Source organism: Micromonospora sp. MH33, assembly GCF_003013775.1.
Taxonomy (GTDB): domain Bacteria; phylum Actinomycetota; class Actinomycetes; order Mycobacteriales; family Micromonosporaceae; genus Micromonospora; species Micromonospora fulviviridis.
In genome coordinates this window covers 34,503-55,079 of sequence record NZ_MUYZ01000001.1, presented here as the reverse complement: position 1 = coordinate 55,079, position 20,577 = coordinate 34,503, and the positions used below count along the sequence as shown (strand labels likewise).

Sequence of the window (20,577 nt, the reverse complement as noted above, 5' to 3'; positions counted from 1 at the left end):
CGTAGCCGTCGGGCAGCAGTCCGGCGCCGAGCTGGGCAGCCAGGGGTGCGTGCTGGCGGGTGGGCGCCCGGTGGAAGACGACCTGCCGGTCCAGGGTGGTGCCGTCGGCGAGGTGCAGCTGCAGGGCGTCGAGGTCGCCGGTGAGCGCGGTGGCCGGCTGCTCGATCAGGGGAATGTTCAGCGCCTTGAGGTTGTCCAGGATCGGCTCGGGTAGCTGGTGCGGGCCGTGGGTGGCGACGACGACGTCGGGCTTCCCAGCCGTGGCAGAACGGGCAGTGGAAGACGCGGCGTCAGCACCGTCATGGCATCGCTGAACCAGCTGGACAGGATCGCCGTCGACAGCGTCAGACCGTCAGGTTGCCCACGGCCCCCGACCGGGTCCTGATGGACGGTCGGGGGCCGCGGGAATGGTTACGGTGTCAGCCGACCTGGATGGTGTAGCTGACGGTGGGGCTGGCGACCCCGGAGCCGCCCTGCGTGGTGGCCTTGAACGTCAGGGTGTAGGTGCCTAGTGCCGAAAACGCCCAGTTGCCGTGTGCGTGCGTGCCGGCGCTGATGTTGCCGGGCCAGGTGGAGATCGGGCAGCCGGTGGCGGTGTTGGAGTTGAGCCGGTAGGTGGGGGTGCCGAAGGCGTTGGTGGTGTAGAGGGTGAATCGACCGCCGGCGGGGACGGAGGAAACGCTGACCAGTTCCATCTTGATCGGTCCCTGGTCCGCGGGCACGTCCTCGGTGTTCCAGCCGGCCCACAGCAGGTTGGTGTTCTCGGCTTGTGGGGCGACATAGACGGTGGAGCCGGCCGTGCCGAGGCAGTTCCAGGCGGATCCGCTGGGCACCGTGATGGCAGAGCTCGACGGGAGCCGTAGGGTCGTGCCCGCCGGGGACAGGTCGTCGTTGGCGGGGCTGTACGTTCGGATGTCGAGGGTGAGCGCCCCGTTGGCGTAGTCGATGTCGAGGACGTCGAGGTGGCCGGCCTCGATGGTGGCGGCGGACGCCGGCGCGGCGGCCAGGCCGATGACGGTGGCGGTGACGGCGGCGGTGACCGCCAGCAGCCGCTTCGTGAGCCTCATGAATTGTTCTCCGTTCTACCGGCAGCAAGCCGGGCTGGGGTTACGGGTCAGCACTGGACCTGAAAGGTGAGCCACGCCGGTTCTGAGGTCACGCGGTTGCCGGTGGCGGCCAGGATCCCGGTTGCTTCGACCCTGATGCGGTAGGTGCCCGGCTTCTCGAACGCCCAGTTGGCGTGCAGGTGGCTGCCGACCGGCCTGGGGATCGCGTCGGGCAGGCCATCTTCGCTGTCGACGAGCACGTTCGGCGCGCCGACCGGGTCGGTGGTGAACAGGCTGAACCCGTCCGGACCCATGACCCTGGTAACCCTGACCTGGACGCTGTCGCTTGCGAAGACGCCCGCCTCCAGTTCCTCGGTGGCCAGGCCCGGCCACAGCAGGTTCTCGTCCTGGACCTCGGGGAGGATGTGGACGGTGGCGCCGGGAGCGCCGAGGAACGCGTACCTCGGGTCGTCCGGCACGGTCATGGCCGCCTCAGGCTTGACGACGAACACCACGTCGGCCGGGTCGTGCTCCACATCTGGGACGACGGTCTCGTCGTGGACCGAGATCTCGAGTGCGCCGTTCTCGAAGGCGACGTCAACCGCGTCGACGTGCCCCTGGGACAGCACCACGGTACTGGCCTGGGCGGGTGCGGCCCAGGCCAGTACGCCGGCTGTCATCGCCACCGTGACGGCGGTCAGTGCCGACATCCTGGCTCGCATGCAACTCCTCCTCACGCCCGCGACACGACGTCGCAGACAGCTGGAAACGATAACCGTTTCCATGTGACTGTCAATAGCGTGGTCCGGCCCACGGGTGGGGGCGGGGCGGCCGGCTGGTCCGTACAGACCTATGGGGAATGCCCGGGGTTGCATACCGCCGGTCCGCCATCTCGACAGGGAGGTGAGGGCGTGCTAGCTTCCCGGCGAACCTGACATTGATTTTCATTTTGAGGATGTGGAGGGAGGAGAATGAGGGCGAGAAGACTGAGGCGTTCTGCCGCTGCCGCTGGCACGCTCATTGCACTCGTGGGCGGCCTGGTGGCATCCGTCTCCGGCCCCGCTTCGGCGCGGGAGGGCGTGGCGCTGTCCGCGGGCCACGTCGATGCGGTCGATGTGCACTATGAGAACGGCCGGCTGGTGTTGAAGGTGCACGACGACACCGTGCAGCCGTCGGTCAGCCGGGACCCGGGGAACGTGGTGTTCCACGTGCTGCCGCAGGCCGCGGTCGAGGTGCCGGACCTGCCGGAGTACGCGTTTCTCGGGCCCGCGGGCTCGACGGTGTGGCTGCTGCCGATGACACAGGATCCGAACCTGTTGTGGCCGGGGTGGAACACCACCAGATTGCCGTCCGGGGTGTTCCGGGGGGAGAAGGTCAGCCTGAGCCTGGTGGACGTCTCCGGACCGGGCCGCGTCTCGGTGTTCATGACCGACCCGGTCGGGCAGCCGCTGATCAAGTTCCGTAACGATGACGGGCTGCCGGATGCGATCGACGTGCCGGTCGGCACGCACGCCCACGCCAACTGGGTGTTCGGGGCGCTGGGAAGCTACACGTTGACGTTCCGCGCCGACGCCGCGTTCGCCGACGGGCGGCAGGTGTCCACCGGTCCGGTGGCGTACCGGTTCGTGGTGGGTGACCTGCCGGATCCCGACCCGCAGGTGCAACTGTCGATCCAGGGCCTGCAGCCGGCGTACGCTCCCGGCGCGACGGTGACGCTGACCGCGGTCCAGACCCCGGCCAGCGACCTGGACCGGTACCGCTGGTTCAGCAAGTGCCCAGGTACGCAGGAGTTCACCGCAGTAGCGGGCGAGGCGTCGGCGGCGTACTCGTTCACCGCCACCGCCCAGCTGGACGACTGCCAGTACCTGGTCCGGCTGTACCGCGACGGTGAGGTCGTCGTGGCGGAGAGCGCACCGGTGACGCTGAACGTCGACGACACCGGCGCGCCGGTGCCATCGCAGACGATCACGGTCACCGTCGACGGGACGCAGGGGGCGTTGGTCGTCAGCGTGGACCCCGACAACCGGACGGTGACGCTGCCGGTGGCCGTGTTGTCCTCGGCCGGTGACCGGTGGCAGAGCAACGGTGACCTGCGTCCGGTCACGGTGACCGACACCCGACCGGGCGTGCCCGGCTGGAATGTCGCCGGCCAGTTGAGCGACTTCACCTCCCGGACCGCCCGGGTGGGCGGCAAGTACCTCGGCTGGGCGCCCTCCGTGCTGGCGCAGGCGGACGGCCAGGGTGTGGTGGCGGGCCCGGTGGTCGAGCCCGGCTTCGCCTCCGGCAACGGTCTGGCCGCCAGCAGCGTGCTCGGCTCCGCAAGGGCCGGTGCCGGACGGGGCACGGCCCGGCTCGGTGCCGGGCTGAGCCTGGAACTGCCCACCGAAACCGGCGCGGGGCACTACACCGCGACGTTGACCCTGACCGCCATCTAGATCCATTGCGCCGTCTCGGCGGCTTGGCCGAAGGTCGCGGCCGCCGAGACGGCGCAATGCCGGCTTCCGAAAGCGAAGCCGACAACCATACGAGGAGACCTGAGGCACTTCACCACCGAGGGCGAGACGGATGAAGGCCGCGACGGCGGGGGTGTTCGATCGCGGCGCGCGACCTGCGACCGAAGCGGCGCGGCGTTCTTCGGGCCGATGGGACGTGAGCTGGTACGCCGAGCCGACCTGCGCCCCCGGGCAGCACGTGCTCGACGTGGGCCGCGGACGCGGCGGCGTCCTGTTCCCGGCGGCGGAGGGGTCGGATTCACCACGTTCGCCGCCCACGACCCCCGGTTCACCGACACAGTGCGCGCTCTGGCGCAGTACCTGCCCGACGGAGAACATCAGTCGCCGATGGAGATCCGGGAGGGCCTCGTCGCCACGCCGGAGTCAACCGCCGCGATGTGGGAAACCGCCGGCTACCGCCGGGTCATGGTCGAGGAGGCAACCTTCCGCAGCCAGGTCGGCGACATCGAGCAGTGGATAAGGTGGGCCTGCTCGAATGGTGCCGTGCCCTGCGGGAACGGATTCCGACCGAGCGGCTTTCCGCCGTGCTCGCCGACGCCAGCCGGGTCCTGGCCCGCGCCGGCGTGACCGCGAGGCCCGGCGGGCCAACCGCAGGCCGGAGCGTCGGGGGGACCGGGTCGGACTCGCCTATGGGACACAGCCATGCATGGGCAGCTCCACGCACGGACACCGACCGTCTAGAGGCGAGCAGCTCGGGACGGATCAGCGCGTCGGCTAAATGTGTCCGGCCGGGACGGCCGGGCCGGTGACTGGTTCTGCCTCGCCGGATAGCGGCTGGATTCGCGTGCGGCGCCAGTGTTTGGCGAGCAGTCCATGGCGTGGGGCGAACAACCAGGCGGCGAGGAAAATGGCGGTGGCGACCAGGACGATGGTGCCGCCGACCGGTGTGTCGTAGCTCCATGACAGGTACAGGCCGACGAGCGCGGACGTGGCGCCGATCGTCGGAGCGAGCAGCATCATCACGCCGAGTCGGTCGGTGAGCAGGCGGGCCGCCGCGGCGGGGGTGATCAGCAGGGCCAGGACGAGGATGTTGCCGATGGTCTGCAGGGAGATCACCACGGCCAGGGTCACCAGGACGTAGAGGACGATGTCGAGCCAGAAGACGCGCAGGCCCATCGAGCGTGCCATCTCGCGGTCCAAACAGACCGCGACGAATTCCTTGTGCAGCGCGAGCACCAGGCCGAGGATGATCAGGCCGGTGATTCCCACCAGGTAGAGGTCGCTGTCCGGGATGCCGGTGATCGAGCCGAACAGGAACTGTTGCAGCGAGCCGGAGTATCCGGGCGCTTGCGAGATGATCACGATGCCGAGGGCGAACGCGGCGACCAGGAAAACGCCGATCAGGGAGTCTTCCTTGACTCGCCGGTTCTGGGAGAAGATCGCGATCAGCAGGGCGGTGGCGACGCCGGCGACGGCGCCGCCGAGTACCAGGCTGCCCTGGAGGACGAAGGCGATGGCGAGGCCGGGGAAGACGGCGTGTGCGACGGCATCGCCGATGAAGGCCATCCCGCGCAGGACGACGTAGCAGCCGACCACGCCGCAGACGATGCTGGACATCACCGCGATCGCCAGTGCCTTGGGCAGGAACGCGAGGTCGGGGTTGAGCAGGTCGGTGAGGAAATCGGTGATGGACACTAGCCGGCCTTTACGAGTTTGAGGAGCGGGGAGGTCTCACTGACCCCGAAGGTGCGCATCCACACCTCGACGTCCCGGAGCTGGTCGGGCCGTCCGTCGGCGATGACCTGGCCGTTGAGCAGGACCAGCCGGGTGCAGGATTCCATCGCCGCGACCAGGTCGTGGGTGGTCATCAGCACCGCATGACCCTCCCGGGCGAGGCTGGCGAACAGGTCGCCCAGCAGTTCCTGGGTGGGCATGTCCAGTCCGGTGAACGGCTCGTCGAGCAGCAGGATGCTCGGCGCCAGCGCGAGGGCCCGCGCGACCAGGACGCGCTGACGTTGCCCGCCGGAGAGTTCGGCGACGGGCCGGCCGCGCAGCGCGGACAGGCGCACCCGGTCCAGCGCGTCGCCAGCCGCCCGCCAGTCGGCCACGCCGGGCCGCCGGAGCAGGCCGATCCGACCGGTCCGGCCGCTCAGCACGACCTGCTCCACCGATATCGGGAAGTCCCAGGTGAACTCGTGGCGCTGCGGGACGTACCCGATCGCCGCGCGTCCGGGCCGGGACGGTTTGCCCTCCACCAGCACCCGGCCGCCCCTGGTACGAACCAGCGTCAGGATGGCGCGCAGCAGGGTGGTCTTCCCGGCTCCGTTGGGGCCGAGCAGCCCTACCAGTTCCCCGCGGTCGAGGTGCAGCCGCACGTCGCGCAGCACCGGCCGTCCGCCGAGGTCCACGTCCAGGTGTTCGATGTCCAGCGCTCTCACGGCTGAGCCTCCGACGGCGACGTGCTGCGCTCCCGTTCGGCTCGGCGCTTCGCGCCGCGCCCGCGCAGCAGGACCAGGACCAGGCCGGCGGTGAGCAGGAGCGCGGCACCCGCCAGCACGACGACCAGCGGCAACGGCGAGGTGTCGTCTGGTGGGCCAGCGGCGTCGCGGGACCCACCGGCCGCCGCCTCGCCAACCGGCATGGGGCCGCGGTCCACAGCAGCCGCGAAGGCTTCGTCGGTGCTGGTCGCGTCGCCGACCGCGAAGCGCAGCGTCCGGGTGGCGGAGACCTTCTCGCCGCTGATCAGGTCGGCCGAAACCTGCACGGTGACGAGGTAGACGCCGGGAGTGGAGAAGACCCAGTTGGCGTGGGTGTGGGTGTTGACCTCGACCCAGAACGGCTGGGCCGCCGGCTCGGCGGAGCGCCACAACACCTGCGGCGCCGCGAAGTTACCCGCCTGGAGGAACGTGGTCAGCGTGCCCGACCCGCGTACGCCGAGCAGGTTCAGCGTGGCGCCACGGTCGATGGTCTGCATCACCTGGGGGTCCTGGGTGTTCCAGCCGATCCAGACCACGTCCTGGTTCTGCACCTGCGGCACGACGTGGACTCGCTTGCCCGCGTCGATGCCGAGGAAGGCGTATGCGGGATCGTCGGGAACGGCCTGCAGCGCGGCGTCGGAGACGCGTAGCACGGTCTCGTCGGGGCTGCGCCACACCGGCCGCTGCTGTGTGCCGTCGTGGATGAGCAGGGTCCACTGGCCGTCGACGTAGCGGGGTCCGATGTCCACGTGCCCGGTGTCGAGCACGGCCCGGCCGGTGGCGATGGGCTGGTCCGCCGCGATCGACTGGCCCGGGCTCGGCGCTGGCTGCCCGGCCACGGCGGGCGTCTGTGTCGCCGCCACCGCGACCAGGGTCGTGACCGCCCATCGGGTGATCGCCGTCGCCGTCCGCACCGCGCGCGAACGCGCCCGTCGTGCCGTCACTTGTTTCTCCCTCGATCCGCCCCGGTCAGGCAGTCGCGCAGCGACTGGGCGTTGAACCGCATCATGTCCATGTAGTTGGTGACGTTTCCGTCGAAGGTGTCGCCGTAGATCGAGCAGACCCGCAGCCGCTCCTCCCGGGCCACCTCGCTCAGGGTGGTGGAGCGGGCCGCCAGGTTCGGTTCCAGGAACACGGCGGGGATGTCGAGGTTGCGGATCGTCTCGGTGAGCCGGCGCCGGTCGGCCAGGCTCGGTTCGGTGGCCGGGTTCGGGGTGACGAAACCCGAAATCTGAACCCCGTACGCCTGGCCGAGGTAGCCGAAGGCGTCGTGCGTGGTGACCAGGTGCCGCCGCGACGGGGGTATCTGAGCGATGGTGTCCCGGACGTAGCCGTCGAGCTTCTCGAGTTCCCGTATGTAGGCCGAGGCGTTGGCCCGGTACGTCGCCGCGCCCGGCGGGTCCACCCCGATCAGCGTGTCTCGGATCAGCTCCACGTAGGAGATCGCGTTGCGCACGTTCTGCCACAGGTGCGGGTCGGTCTCCCCGTGCACGTGCTTGCCGAGAACGGCCTGCGGCAACTGGTAGACCCGCGTGCCGGGCCGGCCGAGGAACCGGAATCTGCGGTCGCCGGGCACCTCCAGCAGCGCCTTGTTCGGCACCTCGATCACCGTGTGAGCCGGGTCGTACACCCGCTGGTTCGCCTCGCCGCTGCCCTCCGGATCGGCGAACAGGTACAGCCGCTCCTCGTCGATGTCCGCGGTGAGGTCGGCGTGTCCGGAGTTCAGCACCGCCGCGCCCGGCATGCCCGGCACCGAGTGCGGATCCACCCCGACGGCGAAGGTGAACGTTTGCTCGCCGAGCGGGACCGGTGCCGCCTGCGGGGTGACCGCGAGTTGCGCCCGCATGGTCAGGCGGTAAATGCCCGGCTTTGTGAACGCCCAGCTCATATGGGTGTGCGCGTCTGGAGGCAGGCGGGCCGTGTCGTCGCGGTAGCCGTTGGCGGGCTCGAACCCGTCGGCGGAGTCGACGTAGAACGACGGATTGCCGAACGACTCGGTCAGGTAGGCGACCATGTCACCCGGGCCGTGCGCGGCGGTGGCGCTGAGCAGAACGTCGGAGGAGCGGTTCGCGCCGTGCGCCGAGCCGGTGCCGCGGACCCGCATGCCCAGCCAGATGGTGTCCAACGAAACGTCCTCGACCAGGGGGATGATCTCCGCCGCGTACTTCACCGCCCCCTCTGCCAGAAAGATGTTCGGCACGCCGTCGCGCAGGTTCGCGTCCAGTGCCTTGATGACGGCCTGCTCCTCCAGCAGCAGGTAGTTGCTGAACGCGACATCGGCGTACACGACATTGCGCACGTCCCGTAGCGACGGCTCGTAACTGTGCGGATCGGCCCCGTCCGGCACCAGCGAGCTGACCCGGACCCGATCGCCGCCGACCCGGCTTGCCAGGTCCCGCAGAATCCCGGTGGTCGTGATTACCTGGACCCTCTCGTCGTGCGCGCCCAACGCCACCCCGGCGCGGCAACCGGCCAGCACCCCGATAAGCAGTGGCAACACCAAAAGCCGCGGCCACGGGCGGGTTCGCCGCGGACGGGCGCGGGGAGCAGCGGAACCGACAGCGGACACCTGCATCCTCATCTCGCCGCGCTAAGCGGTGGTCCGGCGGGTGCCGCCGCCGCGCCGCGGCGACGACGACCGGCGAACCGCAGCAGCGTTCCGACCAGCACGAGCAGGAGACCACCAGCGGTGACCGGGATGACCCAGGACTCTCCGGTACGGGGCAACCGGCCGGTGCCGCCGGAATCGCCGTCACCACCGGAGTTGCCGTCACCGCTGGTGCCCGATCCGCCGCCGAAGCCGGAGCCTGGGTCGGTGTTGTCGCCCACCGCGATGGTCAGCATCTTGCGGTCGGTGACCGTCCGGCCGGCGGTGGTCGTGGCGCTCATCTGCACGGCAAGGCGGTACAGGCCGGGCTTGCTGAAGGCCCAGTTGCCGTGGGCGTGGGTGTTCGGTGGGATGGCCAGCCGCTGCGGCAGGCTCTTGGCCGAGTCGAACAGGACGTCGGCGTTGCCGAACGATCCGGTCAGGAAGAGTGTGAAGCGTCCTGGACCGTCGACGCCGGCGAGGGTCCAGGTCACGTTGCCCCGGGTGCCGGTGACGACCGACTCGTGCTGGGTGTTCCAGCCCGGCCACACGATCCCGGCCTGCTGCGCCTGGGGCAGCAACCAGATCGTCTCTCCCGGCTTGCCGAGGAAGTCCGCCCCGGCCGGCACTGCGGTCTTGGCGTTGTCCTTGACGTGCAGGACCACGTCGGCGAGTTCTCGCCACACGGGGGGAGTGGCCGTGTCGTCCCGGACGCGGATCCGCAAGTCGCCACCGGACAGTTGGGGTCCCATGTCGACGTGCCCATCGGAGATCACTCGGCGCGAGCCGGTGGCCGCCGACCTGACCTCGGCTCCGGCAGCAGGTGGCGAGGTCGAGGGCGTCGCCGTCGGCGCGGCCCGAGGGGCGCCGGTGATCTTCTTGGCGAGCGCCTCCGGCATGGACGACGCTTCGACCGGAGCGGCTGGGGCGGGGGGCGGCGCCGCCGGCCCCGGCTGGATGGGCGGGACCGTGATTCGGTAGGTCGTCCCGGTGGTGACGATCCGCCCCGTCGTCAACGTCGCCGACGCTTCGAGGGTCAGCCGATAATCCCCGGCGGCGTCGAATGCCCACACCACGGGAGTGCGGGTCGCGGCTGGCAATGCGACGTCTCGCATACCCGTGCTGAGCAGCGGCTTCGGCGCACCCAGGCCGGACAGCGTGTAGGCGGTGAAGTTCCCGGGTCCCTGCGCCGAGGTCAGGGTCAGGGTCACCGCGTCCCCGCGAACCGCGCCCCGCCTCACCCCGGTGGTGTCGAGCGTGGGCAGGCCGGTATCCCCGGCCGTGAGTGACCAGATCTCCTTGCCTGGGGCGCCGAGGAACCGGAACGCCGCGTTCTCCGGTACCCGCACGGCCACTCCGCCGTCCGGGCCAAGTGTCACCTTGGCTGGGTCATGCCCTACTGCCTCTCGGACGACCTGGGCGGCGTCGCGAATGCGCAGCGTGAGCGCATTGTCGACAACCGACACGGACACCAGATCCGCTCCGGCGGCGTCGACCGACACCGGGGCGGCGCCCGCCGGTACAGCACCGGCGGTCAGCGTCAGTACGGCCAGGGCGAACCCGGCCCCACCGGCACGCACACGTGCTGTGCTCATCATTCTCCCTCCCTGAATTCGTCGTCGGTGGACGTTGCGGCCAACCGGCCCGCGCGGGCCGGTCTGGTCACGACTCGACCCCGGGTGTGGAGGCGGGCGCTGGTGGTGCGACGTCGGGACCCTGTCCGTTCCCGTGCGGCCCGGCCCCGGTGGTCGTTTCGCCTCGCGGTGGTGCGGTCGGTGAGGCTGTTGTCGTGGCCGCCTCGGCGCGACCTTGCTCGCGGGCGGCGGCGAGTGCTCGTTCCAGCTCCTGGGCCGCCCGCCGACGTCGGCGGCGGCGGACCGTCACGAAGGCGCAGATCGCACCGGCGACCAGGATCAGTAGCAGCAGCTGGGACCACGGCACGGCCCAGACGGTCACCCGGTGGGACACGGTGTCCGGGGGCGGGTCGAGCGCCTGACCGTCGACCGCGCTCGGTGTGACCGCAGTGGTGACGGTCAGCCGGAACAGCGGCGCGACCCGGGTGAGCCGCACGGTGGTCCGCACCGCGTCTCCGGGCAGGATCTCCGGCAGCGCCGTGCCGGACGCGGCCACGGCGTTCAAGCCGAACGGCCCGGCGGCTTCCACCGTCGGCCGGCCCGCGAGCCGGATGTTTCCGGTGTTGCGGACCGTGGCCGTGGCGGTGATCGCACCGCCGGCTAACGGGTTGCCTGAACCTTGGTGGTGCACCCGCACGTCTTCCAGGGCCAGCGCCGGCCGGAGTTCGCCGGTGACCCGCAGGTAGATGCGGGTGCCGACCCGGTGGTCGACCGCCACCTGGTTGCCCTGGGCGTCGGTTGCGGTCGCCGTGAGGGAGGCCACGACACCGCCGACGTGATCCCCGGGGGTGGCGTTGACCGGCACGGTCACGGTGAACGGCACGTCCACCCGGGAGGAAGACGGGATGGTCAGCGTCTGGGCGGTGAGGCTGACCCAGGAACCCACGTCGACCGGTTGCTGCGCTGCGGGCAACAGGTCGAAGCCACCTTGCTGGGTGGTGACGGCGTCGCTGGCGTAGACGCGCAGGGTGATTGGGCGCGCGGAGTGGTTCGTGACGGCGACGTAGTCGGTCAGCCCGGCACCGGGATCAAGCTTGTAGGTGAATACCGCACGCCCGTTGGGCCCCTTCGGGCTCGACGGACTCACCCCCCACGTCGCGGCCGCTGGCGCCCCTTGGGCAGGAGAGTCGCCAGCCGGTGGCGGTGTGGGCGACGGTCCTGGTGCGGCTGCCGGCGGGGCGATGCCGAGCAGGACGACGACGGGGACAGTAATGAGCGAACGCATAACGCAGTCAGCAGGTCCGTTTCAGGGTCGAGACGCGGCCGGAGCGGGGGAGACGGTCATCGGCGGCGAACTGACGTGAGCCCAGTCAGGTCCTCCGCCCGTCGGCCCACGTTCCACCATTTCCAGTCATCTGACCCGACCATGGCAATGGTTTTCATGTTTGTCGAATGTCGTCGCGGCCGCCGTTGAACCCCGGCTGCCGTGCATCAGGCCGTGGGGGTGGCCACCATGACGTCCATGTCCCCGGTCGTCACGGCGTAGCCGGCGGCGGCCAGCTCGCGCCGCAGTGGCTGTGCGGAGAGGACGTACCAGGTAGTCGGCCACGAGCTCCCGCTCAACGGCGCCGTCCTCATCAATCACTCGGTAGCGCATGGTCCAGATCACCGAGTCGGGGCCGGCGGGGCGGGCGCCGCCGCTGCCCTCGTAGCTGTGCCGGCCGATCGGCACCGACGCGAAGGTGGTTTCCGGCACCGTCATCGGTTCTGATGGCGGCTGGAGGGTGACCACCAGTGGCGCGGCCGGATCCAGGCGGGGGCGCAGGTCGGCCCGCCGTCGCGGGTCTTCATCGCCGACTACACGGGCGAGCAGCGCGGCGCGCAGGATCGGCGACGGCTCGACCGCGATCACCTCGGCGTCGGGTACCGCACGCGCGGCCACCAGGGTGCCGAGGCCGGTGCCGGCACCGATGTCCACGATCGGGCCCCGGTCGGGCCGGGCGTGGCGCAGTGCCTCGGTGACCGGGGTGCGTAGGGCTCGCCAGGCGTGGTGGCTGAGCACGTCGATGAACTCACCGGATTCCGCGTACGAGTCCGCGCTCATCCGTCCACTCCCTTCTCGCATTCACTAGGGCTTATGTGGCAGGGCTGGTGGGTCCGCCCAGCACCGTGTCGACCCGGCCGGGTTCGGCCGTCCGTCTGCCATCAAGGACCAGCAGGTCGCCGCCGAGCCGCCGCGGCACGGACAGGTCGTGGGTGACCACGAGCAGCGCCAGGTCGAGCGTGGTCCGGAGCTGGTGCCGCAGTCGGCCCATCGCGCGGAGCTAGCAATGAGCTCTCCTCCCGTCGGCCGTAGCCTTTCAGCAAATGAAAACCGTTGTCAAGACATCGGCCGGAGGTAAGTCGCCGGCCAGTCCCCGGGAGGTCAACGCGTTCCTGGATCGGCGGCGGCCGGACCATGGCCTATCCGGCGAGCCGGCCGCTGCGGTTACGTGGCGGCCTCGTCGCGGTGGCCCTGGCCGCACAGGAGGCGTTGACGATTGCCAGGCCTGGTGTGCTCCGACGCTGCAGGCGCACCAGTCAGCCGGCGATTGCACTGGCGCCTGCAGCGGCCACTCGACTCCGCGGCGCCTGCGCCGTCTCCTGCCGTAGAACCCGCGCTCGCTCGCGGGCGCCGTGCAGGCGTTTCCCAGGAGTTCCGACCCGCCGTGGAACGCCTAAACGAAAACCGTTATCGTTTGCGGATCTGTCGGGCTCGCTCTACAAGTGAAGGAGGCCTGCTGTGGCCGTACCGAAGCGGAAGACGTCGAGATCGAACACCCGGCACCGCCGGGCGCGGTGGAAGGCTCAGGTTCCGCAGCTGACCCCGTGCCCGTGCCCGCGCAAGGAGCTGGTGGTGCCGCACCGGGCCTGTGCGCACTGCGGCCTCTACAAGGGGCGCCAGGTGGTGGGGGAGCCGTGACCGGCCGCCTGCCGGTGACCGTCCTGTCCGGCTTCCTCGGGGCCGGCAAGACCAGCCTGCTCAACCACGTCCTCGCCAACCGGGACGGGCTGCGCGTCGCGGTGATTGTCAACGACATGAGCGAGGTCAACATCGACGCCGCATTGGTCCGCGACGGCGGGGCGCTGTCGCGCACCGAGGAGCGGCTGGTGGAGCTGACCAACGGCTGCATCTGCTGCACGCTGCGCGACGACCTGCTCGACGAGGTGGCCCGGCTTGCGCGGCTGGGTCGCTTCGACTACCTGCTGATCGAGTCCAGCGGGATCTCCGAGCCGATGCCGGTGGCGGCCACGTTCGCCTTCGGCGTGGAGGGCGGGCAGGTGCTCGACGACCTGGCCCGGCTGGACACGACCGTAACGGTGGTCGACGTGGCCGGCCTGCTGGCCCGCATCGAGGCGGGGGAGACTCTCGAGCAGCGCGGGTTGTCGGCGTACGAGGGTGACGACCGGAGCATCGCCGACCTGCTGGTCGACCAGATTGAGTTCGCCGACGTGCTGGTGATCAACAAGACCGACCTGGTCGCGCCCGAGGACCTGGCCGTGGTGGAGGCGCTGCTGACCCGCCTCAACCCTGCGGCTCGGCAGGTTCGGGCGGTGCACGGGCGGGTGGCGTCGGTGGAGATCCTGCACACGGGCCGGTTCGACCTCGAACGCGCGGAGACCGCGCCCGGTTGGGTTGCCGAGCTCAACGGCGAGCATGTGCCGGAGACCGAGGAGTACGGCATCTCCAGCATCGTGTTCCGCGACCACCGACCGTTCCACCCCCAGCGGCTGTGGGATCTGCTCACCGACGGGCTGGACCGCTTCGGCGTCGTGCGCTCCAAGGGGTTCCTCTGGCTGGCCGCCCGGCCGGACGTGCAGGCCCTGTGGTCGCAGGCCGGGCCGTCCGGCCGCTGCGATCCGGCCGGTGTGCCGGTCGCGGTCTCCGGGGAATGGCCGGAGGATCCCGCCGAGCGGGCCGAGCTGGAAGCCCGCTGGCATCCGGTCTTCGGCGACCGGCAGCAGGAACTGGTGCTCATCGGTGTCGGCCTGGACGCCGACGGCCTGCGCGCGGCGCTGGAGCAATGCCTGCTTACCGACGCCGAAATCACTGCCGGGGCGGACGCGTGGCGGGCACTGCCCGACCCGTTCCCCGAGTGGGATCTCGGCGACCTGCACGACCACGACCATGCCGAGCCGATCACGGTGCCGGTCTGACGATGCGGACCGTCCTCGCCCCACAGGACCTCACCCGGTGGCGGCGCGACTGGGGAGCCATGATGCGCCACTACCAGCCGGGCCGGAAGGAACTCGTCACGGCTGGGCTGGACGCGGTCGACGCGCTGCTCGGCCGGCCGCCACAGCGGGTGCTCGATGTCGGCGGCGGGCCGGGCACCACCGCCGACGTCATCCTTGCCCGCCGGTCCGACGTACAGGTCACCGTGCTCGACGTCGATCCGGTGCTGCTGGCACTGGCCGACGCGGCCCTGCCGACCGCTGCCCGCACGGTCTGCGCCGACATCGCCTCGCCGGGCTGGGGCGTCGCTCGCTGGTGGCCCGTTCGACCTGGTGCTGGCCATCATGACCGTGCACTACCTACCCGAGCAGCACCTACGAAACTGGTACGCCGAGGCGCAGCAGATGCTGCACGCGCACGGGCTGCTTCTGGTGGCCGACATCATCCCGGACGACCCACCACCTCCATCGCGACCGCGGCAGCAGGGCGGTGGTGAGGATCCGTGGACAGACTGGTGGCAGCAACTGGGCGGGCATCGCGCGCTGGAGCCGCTGCTGCGCCAACGCGCCACCGCTCTGGCCGGGCTGACCAGCGCGGAGTTCGTGGCGCCGGTCCGGTGGCACCGCAAGGCCGCGTCTCGAGCCGGTTTCAGTTCCGCGGTGGCAGTCTGGCGGCAAGGCCGCTTCTGGCCCTGCCGGCGTCCGAGGGCATGCCGTGACCGGCGACTCCTCGAACTCCACGGGCGTCACGGTCGTGTTCTGCGACGGCCACCGGTGCCGCGCCCTGCGGGCTGGTGCCGGAGCCAGGGCGGCGGACGTCGGTCACCCTGACCTCTTGGATGTTCTTCGCGATGTGGTACGTCGGAGCAGGAACGGCGTCCTCATCCGCGGGGAGTGTCTGGGTGTCGGTCACCGTCCACCGGTGCTTCTGTTGCTGCAGGACGAGGGCTCAAGCGATACGCCCGGCAGGCGGGGGTTGCTGGTCGGTCCGGTGGGGCCGCAGCAGGTGGACGAGGTCCTCAGCCTGATTCCGCAGCACGACCGGCACCCGGACTGACGGCGCCGTGCCGGCTCGTCGCCCGCGAGTCGGTCGCCGGGGGCGACCAGCTCGCGGGCGACGGCCTGGTACCAGGCCCGGTCGTCTGCGGTGGCGCCGACGAGGCGGTGCGCGTGCGCCGCCCGGCCGACGCGCGCCGTGCTTATCGTGGTTGCTGCGGTCCGCGGCGGGCGTACTTGGCGCGGAACTTCTCCACCCGGCCCTCGGTGTCGAGCAGGCGTTGCTTGCCGGTCCAGAAGGGGTGGCTGGCGGAGGAGATCTGCACGTCGATGACGGGGTAGGTGTTGCCGTCGGTCCAGTCGATCGTCTGGTCGCTGGTGGCGGTGGAGCGGGTGAGGAAGGCGAAGTCGGCGGCGCGGTCGCGGTAGACGACGGGCTTGTAGCTGGGGTGGATGTCGGGCTTCATGCGGGTTCTCCTTCGGTGTCGGTGTCGGTGTCGGTGTCGGTGTCGGTGTGGGTGTCGGTGTCGTTCGGCGCGAGGTCGGCGAGCGGGAAGCAGCCGGTGAACGGGTCGTCGTAGCTGCGCCAGACGTCTTCGCCGTCGGCGAGTTCGGCGTCGGTGAGCAGGCAGTCCTCGAGGGTGCGGTGCAGGGCTGCCGGGTCGAGGTCCAGGCCGATGAAAACCAGGTGCTGGTTGCGGTCGCCGTAGTAGGGGTCCCAGTCGAGGGCGGCGGCGAGCCGGCGGTGGTCGGAGGCCTCGTCCCAGTGCGAGTCGGGGAGGGCGGCCAGCCAGCGGCCGAGGGAGCCGAGGCTGAGGCCGCCGCCGGCGAAGTCCCAGGCGATCACCGTCTCAGGCTGGCTAGCGAGCCACACGTGTCCTCGGGAGCGGATGACCTCGGCGTTGACCTCCTCGAGGAGGTCGTGCAGCCGTCGAGGGTGGAATGGCCGGCGGGCGCGGAAGACCACGGAGACCACCCCGCAGTCGGGATGGGGCTCGTGCGCGCCGAGGAGGTAGCCCTCCAGGCCCCGGGTCAGGACGCCAGGGGTCTCGGGGCGGTGCCGGCGGGTGCCGCGTAGCTGGCGGGTCAGGGTGCCGGCGTCGATGACGTCGCCATTGACCCGGACGTGAGTCGCCCATGGCACCATGCGCTCCAGCAGCACCGACAGCCGGCTGGTGTCGTACGCGCCCTCCCGGGACCGTCCCCACAGCACGAGGGTGTCGGCGTACTCGATCTGACGGACGATGACGTCGGCGAGGCCGCGGTCGTCGTTGTCGGCGGCGTGGATGCCGAGGGTCTTGAGGTCGTCGGTGCTGGCCAGCCCGTCGAGCAGGTGCTCGGCGTCGACGACCGTGACGTACGAGTCGACGTGCAGCAGGTCGGTGATCGGCGCGCCGTCGACCAGGCAATGCGCGCAGACCGCGGCGACGGCTTCCGGCTCGACCACCTCCGGCAGCATCAGCACAAGATCCCGGTGCGGGTGGACACGCGCCAGCCGCGCGAGGGTCGGTAGGACGTCCTCGCGCAGGGTGCAGGAGACACAGCCGTGCGCGAGCGTGATGCGCTCGTCCTCGAGCACTCCTTCGCTGTCGCGCACGATCCGGTGCACGGTGCCGGTGCCGAGGCCGGCGAGGTCGTGCCGGATCAGCAGCAGCGACGGGTCCGCCGCGAGCAGGCTGCGGGCTACGGCGTATGTGGCGGACGGCCAGAAGCCACTGAGCACGGTCAACGACGGTCGGGCGTCGGACGCCGGAACTCCGGCGTTGGCCGGTGCGAGCGGGGACGTCGACATCACAGTCCTCTCGACTTAGTTGAAAACGATTGTCATTATAGGCACATGGTCGACCGCGAGTGGCAGGCGGTCTTCTCCCAGGAAGTGCCGGGGTGGCTCGGTGGCGCCGGTGGCTGTTGGTGATCTGCACGCGGCGCCGAGTATCGCCTCGGCTCGTCGGTGTCGGACGAGGTCGTTCGGGACCCGGGTGGAGGCTGTCCGATCGGTCACGTAATAATGAAAACGATTGTCGTTACGGAGAACCCTTTCCTGAAGGAGTACGTGTGTCCCGTCGCTGTGCTGTCACCGGCGCGAAGCCGAGCTTCGGCAACGCCGTGTCCCACTCCCACCGGCGCACCCGCCGCCGGTGGAACCCCAACCTGCAGAACCACCGCTACTGGCTGCCCTCGGAGCGACGCTGGGTCCGCCTGACGCTGACCGCCAAGGCGCTGAAGACCGTCGACCGTAAGGGCATCGAAAAGGTCGTCGCGGAGCTGCGCGCCCGGGGGGTGGCGGTCTGATGGCCCGGCAGACCGACGTCCGCCCGATCGTCCGGCTGCGCAGCACCGCCGGCACCGGCTACACGTACGTCACCCGCAAGAACCGCCGCAATGACCCCGACCGGCTGGTGCTGCGCAAGTACGACCCGGTCGTCCGCCGGCACGTCGAGTTCCGGGAGGCGCGCTGACATGGCACGAAAGAGCCTCGCCAACCAGCAGGCCCGCCGTGCCGACCTGGTCACTCGCTACGCACAGCGCCGCGCCGAGCTGAAGCGGACCATCGCCCACCCGGATACCGACCCGGCGGTGCGGGAAGAGGCCGTCCGCCAGCTGGCGCGGCTGCCCCGCGACTCCAGCCCGGTGCGGCTGCGCAACCGGGACGTCGTCGACGGCCGGCCGCGAGGCGTGCTGACCCGTTTCGGATTGTCGCGGGTGCGGTTCCGGGAGATGGCGCTGCGGGGTGAGTTGCCGGGGATCCGCAAGGCGTCCTGGTGATGACGCCAATCGCGGCGCTGACGTCCGAATCGACGACGTCGGCGCGTTTGATGCGGGTGCAGGACGAGGAATGACCAGGCCGTAGGGCGCGAGACACGGACGGATTTCATTGACTGGGAGGAGGGCCGCCGACGTGGTGTTCGCGCCGGCGGCAGTCTTGACCGCCGGAAGGATGGTGCTGTCGCCGGCCCTTGTGAACGCCCGCGCCGGTATCGGCGCGGGCCCTCGTCCTTGCGGCTGCCAACGCATCCGAAGCGTGTGGGTCAGCTGCAGGAGCGGTGAGTAAGCCGTGACCGGCCGCCACAGCGGAACTCCTCGATCGGGACGCGCGGATGGAGGCGCCGGTAGTCCCACGGCGACTCTGCATGGTCGAGACTCGTCCGGTGGGACAACCCGGACGGGGCGTGGCTCCTCGCCGGGCCAGGCGAGGAGCCACGCCCCGTCGACAGTCCCTCCGCGTCGAGCCCGTTGACGCCCGGCACGCTCACCTGTAGTGCTTGAGCACGGCCAGGACGAGAGAGACGGCGGGGACGCTGGTGAGCGCGTATTGCATCCGGCCCTGCTGGCGGTAGCGACGTACGAGGCGGGCGTGGCGCAGGTGCCGAAGCTGGTGCGACACGTGCGAGGCGGGTAGCTGCAGCGCGTCCGAGAGCTCGGTGACGCACGCGTCGGCTCGCGTGAGCTGCTGCAGGATGCGGATGCGCGCCGGGTGGGCGATGGTGCGTAGCAGCTCGCTGATCTCCTCAATCGAGGCGGGCGCTGCGGTCACGACGCGGTGAGGAAGATCGCGCGGAACCCGTCGCGCAGGCGGTACGCCGCCAGCGACACGAGCAGGACGGCAGCGGCGGTCAGCGAGATGCTGCCCCCGGCGGCGACATCCCACAGTCGGGAGAACCACAGCCCGGCGGCGGCGCTGCCGGCGCCGAGCATGGCGGCGAGAGCGGTCATGGGGGCGAGACGGCCGGTCCAGGCGCGGGCGGCCGCGGCGGGGGCGACGATGAGAGCCAGGGCGAGGATGGTGCCGACGGCGGGCACGATCGCGACGACGACGAGGTCGACCAGCAGCAGGAGAGCGAAATCGAACAGCCGGACGCGGTACCCGGCGGCGCGGGCGCCGGCGGGATCAAAACCGACGTACAGCAGGTGCCGGCCGCCGACGGCGAGCGCGGTCGCGGTGAGCGCCACCAGGGCGACGGTCACGACTAGGTTCTCGGTGGTGACGGTGAGGATCGAGCCGACGAGGAAGGCGGACAGGTCCCGGCTGAAACCGTTCTGCGTGGCGACCAGCGCGACGCCGAGCGCGAAGCCGGCGGAGAGGATCACTCCGGTTGCGGCGGTGGCCTCTTGGCCGCGGGTACGCGCCAGCGCGGCGACGGCGGCAGCGGTCAGCAGCCCGGCGACCACGCCGCCGAGGTAGATGTTGATTCCGAGGATGGCGGCGGCGACCACGCCGGGGAACGTGGCGTGGGCCATGGTCATGGTGAAGAACGACAGCCGGCGCAGCACGACGTGCACGCCGACCAGCCCGGTGAGCACCCCGACGGCGACCGCTTCGACCAGGGCGCGGCCGAAGGTGTCCTGCAGTAGCCAGCTCACCGGGTCACCGTCACAGCAGGTGGGTGCGGCCGGCGGCGGAGCTGGCCGGCGAGCAGGGCGAGCAGGTAGCAGACCATGAGGATGAGCACCACCGCGGCGGCGGAGGTGAGCCGGACGCCGTATCGGACGGAGGCGGTCCAGCTGGCCAGCAGGCCCAAGTACGCGGCGAGGCCGGTGACGGCGGTGGCGATCACGGCCATGGCGGCGAGCCGGTCGGTCAGCAGGCGCGCGGTGGCGGCGGGCACGATGAGCAGGGCGATCACCAGGATCGTGCCGACGGCCTGCACGGCGGCGACGACGACCAGCGCGACGGCCGTGTTGAGCCCGAGATCGAGCAGGGTGAGGCGGTACCCGGCGGTGGCGGCGGCGATGGGGTCGAAGGCCCGCAGGACCAGCGGCCGGGCGGTGACGGCGAGGCCGGTGAGCACGATCGCGGCCAGCACGGCGGTCTGCGTGAGCTGAGCGGGAGTGACGGTGAGCAGCCGGCCGAACAGGAACGCGGTCAGGTCGCTGGTGTAGGAGTGCTGACGGGACACGAGCACCACGCCGAGAGAGAACATGGCGGTCAGCAGCACAGCCACCGTGGTGTCGTCACTGAGCCGCCCCCAGCGGGTCAGCACGGTGAGCGCGACCGCGGTCAGCAGGGCGGCGACGAGCGCGCCGCCAGCGATGCCGGTCCAGCCGGCGACGAGGAATCCGATGACCAAGCCGGGGAAGACGGTGTGGGTCAGCGCGTCGGCGACGAAGGCCAGCCGGCGCAGGAAGACCAGCACGCTGACCGGCCCGCACACCACGGCGAGCAGGAGCAGCTCGGCGAGGGCGCGGCCCATGAACGGCACGCTGAACGGCGCGACGAGATCCCTCATG

The 20,577-nt window shown here is 70.8% G+C and carries 25 protein-coding genes; 10 read left to right on the top strand and 15 right to left on the bottom strand.

Annotation, left to right across the window (positions count from 1 at the left end; genetic code table 11):
• The first annotated feature begins 70 nt into the window (after positions 1 to 70).
• Positions 71 to 214, top strand: a complete 144-nt coding sequence (locus B0E53_RS37220; RefSeq protein WP_168215151.1) for a hypothetical protein — start codon at positions 71 to 73, stop codon at positions 212 to 214.
• Positions 215 to 419: 205 nt separating this feature from the next.
• On the opposite strand, the gene B0E53_RS00265 is transcribed toward B0E53_RS37220, so the two are convergent.
• Positions 420 to 1,067: a choice-of-anchor M domain-containing protein gene (locus B0E53_RS00265; protein ID WP_107074048.1), complete on the bottom strand. Its 648-nt coding sequence runs from the start codon at positions 1,065 to 1,067 to the stop codon at positions 420 to 422.
• Between the two features lie 47 nt (positions 1,068 to 1,114).
• On the bottom strand, positions 1,115 to 1,768 hold the full coding sequence (locus tag B0E53_RS00260; protein WP_107074047.1) for a choice-of-anchor M domain-containing protein: 654 nt from the start codon (positions 1,766 to 1,768) through the stop codon (positions 1,115 to 1,117).
• Positions 1,769 to 2,017: 249 nt separating this feature from the next.
• On the opposite strand from B0E53_RS00260, the gene B0E53_RS00255 reads away from it, so the two are divergent.
• Both B0E53_RS00255 and B0E53_RS00250 read left to right on the top strand, forming a co-directional pair.
• A complete protein-coding gene (locus tag B0E53_RS00255; protein ID WP_107074046.1) occupies positions 2,018 to 3,481 on the top strand; it encodes a choice-of-anchor M domain-containing protein in 1,464 nt (487 codons plus the stop codon).
• Positions 3,482 to 3,886: 405 nt separating this feature from the next.
• Positions 3,887 to 4,126 carry a hypothetical protein gene (locus B0E53_RS00250; protein ID WP_146167521.1) on the top strand — a complete coding sequence of 80 codons (240 nt, stop codon included), beginning with the start codon at positions 3,887 to 3,889 and terminating at the stop codon, positions 4,124 to 4,126.
• A gap of 147 nt (positions 4,127 to 4,273) precedes the next feature.
• Here B0E53_RS00250 and B0E53_RS00245 read toward each other — a convergent pair whose 3' ends face one another.
• The 8 genes from B0E53_RS00245 to B0E53_RS00210 form a co-directional block, all read right to left on the bottom strand.
• Positions 4,274 to 5,194: an anchored repeat-type ABC transporter permease subunit gene (locus B0E53_RS00245; RefSeq protein ID WP_107074044.1), complete on the bottom strand. Its 921-nt coding sequence runs from the start codon at positions 5,192 to 5,194 to the stop codon at positions 4,274 to 4,276.
• The gene (locus B0E53_RS00240) at positions 5,194 to 5,937 is read right to left on the bottom strand and encodes an anchored repeat-type ABC transporter ATP-binding subunit (protein ID WP_107074043.1); all 744 of its coding nucleotides are present in this window, start codon (positions 5,935 to 5,937) and stop codon (positions 5,194 to 5,196) included. Before B0E53_RS00240 ends, B0E53_RS00245 begins: the two co-directional genes overlap by 1 nt.
• Positions 5,934 to 6,839 carry a choice-of-anchor M domain-containing protein gene (locus tag B0E53_RS00235; RefSeq protein WP_246835132.1) on the bottom strand — a complete coding sequence of 302 codons (906 nt, stop codon included), beginning with the start codon at positions 6,837 to 6,839 and terminating at the stop codon, positions 5,934 to 5,936. Before B0E53_RS00235 ends, B0E53_RS00240 begins: the two co-directional genes overlap by 4 nt.
• Positions 6,840 to 6,916: 77 nt before the next feature.
• Positions 6,917 to 8,551 (bottom strand): anchored repeat ABC transporter, substrate-binding protein, encoded by a 1,635-nt coding sequence (locus B0E53_RS00230; protein WP_107074041.1) that lies wholly within the window; start codon positions 8,549 to 8,551, stop codon positions 6,917 to 6,919.
• Between the two features lie 2 nt (positions 8,552 to 8,553).
• On the bottom strand, positions 8,554 to 10,158 hold the full coding sequence (locus B0E53_RS00225; RefSeq protein ID WP_210405828.1) for a TIGR03773 family transporter-associated surface protein: 1,605 nt from the start codon (positions 10,156 to 10,158) through the stop codon (positions 8,554 to 8,556).
• A 67-nt stretch (positions 10,159 to 10,225) separates the two neighbouring features.
• Positions 10,226 to 11,422, bottom strand: coding sequence for a DUF916 domain-containing protein (locus tag B0E53_RS00220; protein WP_107074039.1), 1,197 nt, complete (start codon positions 11,420 to 11,422; stop codon positions 10,226 to 10,228).
• A gap of 126 nt (positions 11,423 to 11,548) precedes the next feature.
• Positions 11,549 to 12,115: a hypothetical protein gene (locus B0E53_RS00215; RefSeq protein WP_146167520.1), complete on the bottom strand. Its 567-nt coding sequence runs from the start codon at positions 12,113 to 12,115 to the stop codon at positions 11,549 to 11,551.
• Between the two features lie 157 nt (positions 12,116 to 12,272).
• Positions 12,273 to 12,452 carry a hypothetical protein gene (locus B0E53_RS00210; protein WP_107074037.1) on the bottom strand — a complete coding sequence of 60 codons (180 nt, stop codon included), beginning with the start codon at positions 12,450 to 12,452 and terminating at the stop codon, positions 12,273 to 12,275.
• Between the two features lie 467 nt (positions 12,453 to 12,919).
• Here B0E53_RS00210 and rpmF point away from each other — a divergent pair, with 467 nt between their 5' ends.
• From rpmF to B0E53_RS39970, 4 genes are all read left to right on the top strand, one after another.
• Positions 12,920 to 13,099, top strand: a complete 180-nt coding sequence (gene rpmF, locus B0E53_RS00205) for a 50S ribosomal protein L32 (RefSeq protein WP_107074036.1) — start codon at positions 12,920 to 12,922, stop codon at positions 13,097 to 13,099.
• Positions 13,096 to 14,334 (top strand): GTP-binding protein, encoded by a 1,239-nt coding sequence (locus tag B0E53_RS00200; RefSeq protein WP_107074035.1) that lies wholly within the window; start codon positions 13,096 to 13,098, stop codon positions 14,332 to 14,334. Before rpmF ends, B0E53_RS00200 begins: the two co-directional genes overlap by 4 nt.
• A gap of 2 nt (positions 14,335 to 14,336) precedes the next feature.
• Complete coding sequence (locus B0E53_RS00195) at positions 14,337 to 14,849, top strand: hypothetical protein (protein ID WP_210405827.1); 513 nt, start codon at positions 14,337 to 14,339, stop codon at positions 14,847 to 14,849.
• Positions 14,850 to 15,274: 425 nt separating this feature from the next.
• Positions 15,275 to 15,409, top strand: a complete 135-nt coding sequence (locus B0E53_RS39970) for a hypothetical protein (RefSeq protein ID WP_281492815.1) — start codon at positions 15,275 to 15,277, stop codon at positions 15,407 to 15,409.
• Between the two features lie 142 nt (positions 15,410 to 15,551).
• Here the strand turns inward: B0E53_RS39970 and B0E53_RS00190 are convergent, their stop codons facing one another.
• Positions 15,552 to 15,815, bottom strand: a complete 264-nt coding sequence (locus tag B0E53_RS00190) for a type B 50S ribosomal protein L31 (protein ID WP_107074034.1) — start codon at positions 15,813 to 15,815, stop codon at positions 15,552 to 15,554.
• Positions 15,812 to 17,143 (bottom strand): GTP-binding protein, encoded by a 1,332-nt coding sequence (locus tag B0E53_RS00185; RefSeq protein ID WP_107074033.1) that lies wholly within the window; start codon positions 17,141 to 17,143, stop codon positions 15,812 to 15,814. The genes B0E53_RS00190 and B0E53_RS00185 overlap by 4 nt, the downstream gene beginning before the upstream one ends.
• 260 nt (positions 17,144 to 17,403) lie before the next feature.
• Between B0E53_RS00185 and rpmB the strand changes: the two genes are divergently transcribed.
• Genes rpmB through rpsN form a run of 3 tightly spaced genes read left to right on the top strand, consistent with a single transcriptional unit; the run spans position 17,404 to position 18,114 of the window.
• Entirely contained in the window at positions 17,404 to 17,640 is a 237-nt protein-coding gene (rpmB, locus tag B0E53_RS00180) for a 50S ribosomal protein L28 (protein WP_107074032.1), read from the top strand.
• A complete protein-coding gene (gene rpmG, locus B0E53_RS00175; RefSeq protein ID WP_013287204.1) occupies positions 17,640 to 17,807 on the top strand; it encodes a 50S ribosomal protein L33 in 168 nt (55 codons plus the stop codon). The genes rpmB and rpmG overlap by 1 nt, the downstream gene beginning before the upstream one ends.
• 1 nt (position 17,808) lies before the next feature.
• On the top strand, positions 17,809 to 18,114 hold the full coding sequence (gene rpsN, locus B0E53_RS00170; RefSeq protein ID WP_107074031.1) for a 30S ribosomal protein S14: 306 nt from the start codon (positions 17,809 to 17,811) through the stop codon (positions 18,112 to 18,114).
• Positions 18,115 to 18,598: 484 nt separating this feature from the next.
• Here rpsN and B0E53_RS00165 read toward each other — a convergent pair whose 3' ends face one another.
• From B0E53_RS00165 to B0E53_RS00155, 3 genes are read right to left on the bottom strand one after another with little or no spacing between them, the layout of a single operon-like run.
• Positions 18,599 to 18,883, bottom strand: coding sequence for a metalloregulator ArsR/SmtB family transcription factor (locus tag B0E53_RS00165; protein WP_168215150.1), 285 nt, complete (start codon positions 18,881 to 18,883; stop codon positions 18,599 to 18,601).
• Positions 18,880 to 19,710, bottom strand: a complete 831-nt coding sequence (locus tag B0E53_RS00160) for a metal ABC transporter permease (protein ID WP_246835124.1) — start codon at positions 19,708 to 19,710, stop codon at positions 18,880 to 18,882. Before B0E53_RS00160 ends, B0E53_RS00165 begins: the two co-directional genes overlap by 4 nt.
• A complete protein-coding gene (locus B0E53_RS00155) occupies positions 19,707 to 20,576 on the bottom strand; it encodes a metal ABC transporter permease (RefSeq protein WP_107074029.1) in 870 nt (289 codons plus the stop codon). The genes B0E53_RS00160 and B0E53_RS00155 overlap by 4 nt, the downstream gene beginning before the upstream one ends.
• Position 20,577: the final 1 nt, after the last annotated feature.

Bases quoted from the DNA above. Each gene is read 5' to 3' on its own strand.
- B0E53_RS00195 (WP_210405827.1), top strand. From the start codon at position 14,337: ATGCGGACCGTCCTCGCCCCACAGGACCTCACCCGGTGGCGGCGCGAC.
- rpsN (WP_107074031.1), top strand. From the start codon at position 17,809: ATGGCACGAAAGAGCCTCGCCAACCAGCAGGCCCGCCGTGCCGACCTG.
- B0E53_RS00265 (WP_107074048.1), bottom strand. From the start codon at position 1,067: ATGAGGCTCACGAAGCGGCTGCTGGCGGTCACCGCCGCCGTCACCGCC.
- B0E53_RS00250 (WP_146167521.1), top strand. From the start codon at position 3,887: ATGGAGATCCGGGAGGGCCTCGTCGCCACGCCGGAGTCAACCGCCGCG.
- B0E53_RS00220 (WP_107074039.1), bottom strand. From the start codon at position 11,422: ATGCGTTCGCTCATTACTGTCCCCGTCGTCGTCCTGCTCGGCATCGCC.
- B0E53_RS00255 (WP_107074046.1), top strand. From the start codon at position 2,018: ATGAGGGCGAGAAGACTGAGGCGTTCTGCCGCTGCCGCTGGCACGCTC.
- B0E53_RS00260 (WP_107074047.1), bottom strand. From the start codon at position 1,768: ATGCGAGCCAGGATGTCGGCACTGACCGCCGTCACGGTGGCGATGACA.
- rpmG (WP_013287204.1), top strand. From the start codon at position 17,640: ATGGCCCGGCAGACCGACGTCCGCCCGATCGTCCGGCTGCGCAGCACC.
- B0E53_RS00225 (WP_210405828.1), bottom strand. From the start codon at position 10,158: ATGAGCACAGCACGTGTGCGTGCCGGTGGGGCCGGGTTCGCCCTGGCC.
- B0E53_RS00230 (WP_107074041.1), bottom strand. From the start codon at position 8,551: ATGCAGGTGTCCGCTGTCGGTTCCGCTGCTCCCCGCGCCCGTCCGCGG.
- B0E53_RS00190 (WP_107074034.1), bottom strand. From the start codon at position 15,815: ATGAAGCCCGACATCCACCCCAGCTACAAGCCCGTCGTCTACCGCGAC.
- B0E53_RS00155 (WP_107074029.1), bottom strand. From the start codon at position 20,576: ATGAGGGATCTCGTCGCGCCGTTCAGCGTGCCGTTCATGGGCCGCGCC.
- B0E53_RS00210 (WP_107074037.1), bottom strand. From the start codon at position 12,452: ATGGGCCGACTGCGGCACCAGCTCCGGACCACGCTCGACCTGGCGCTG.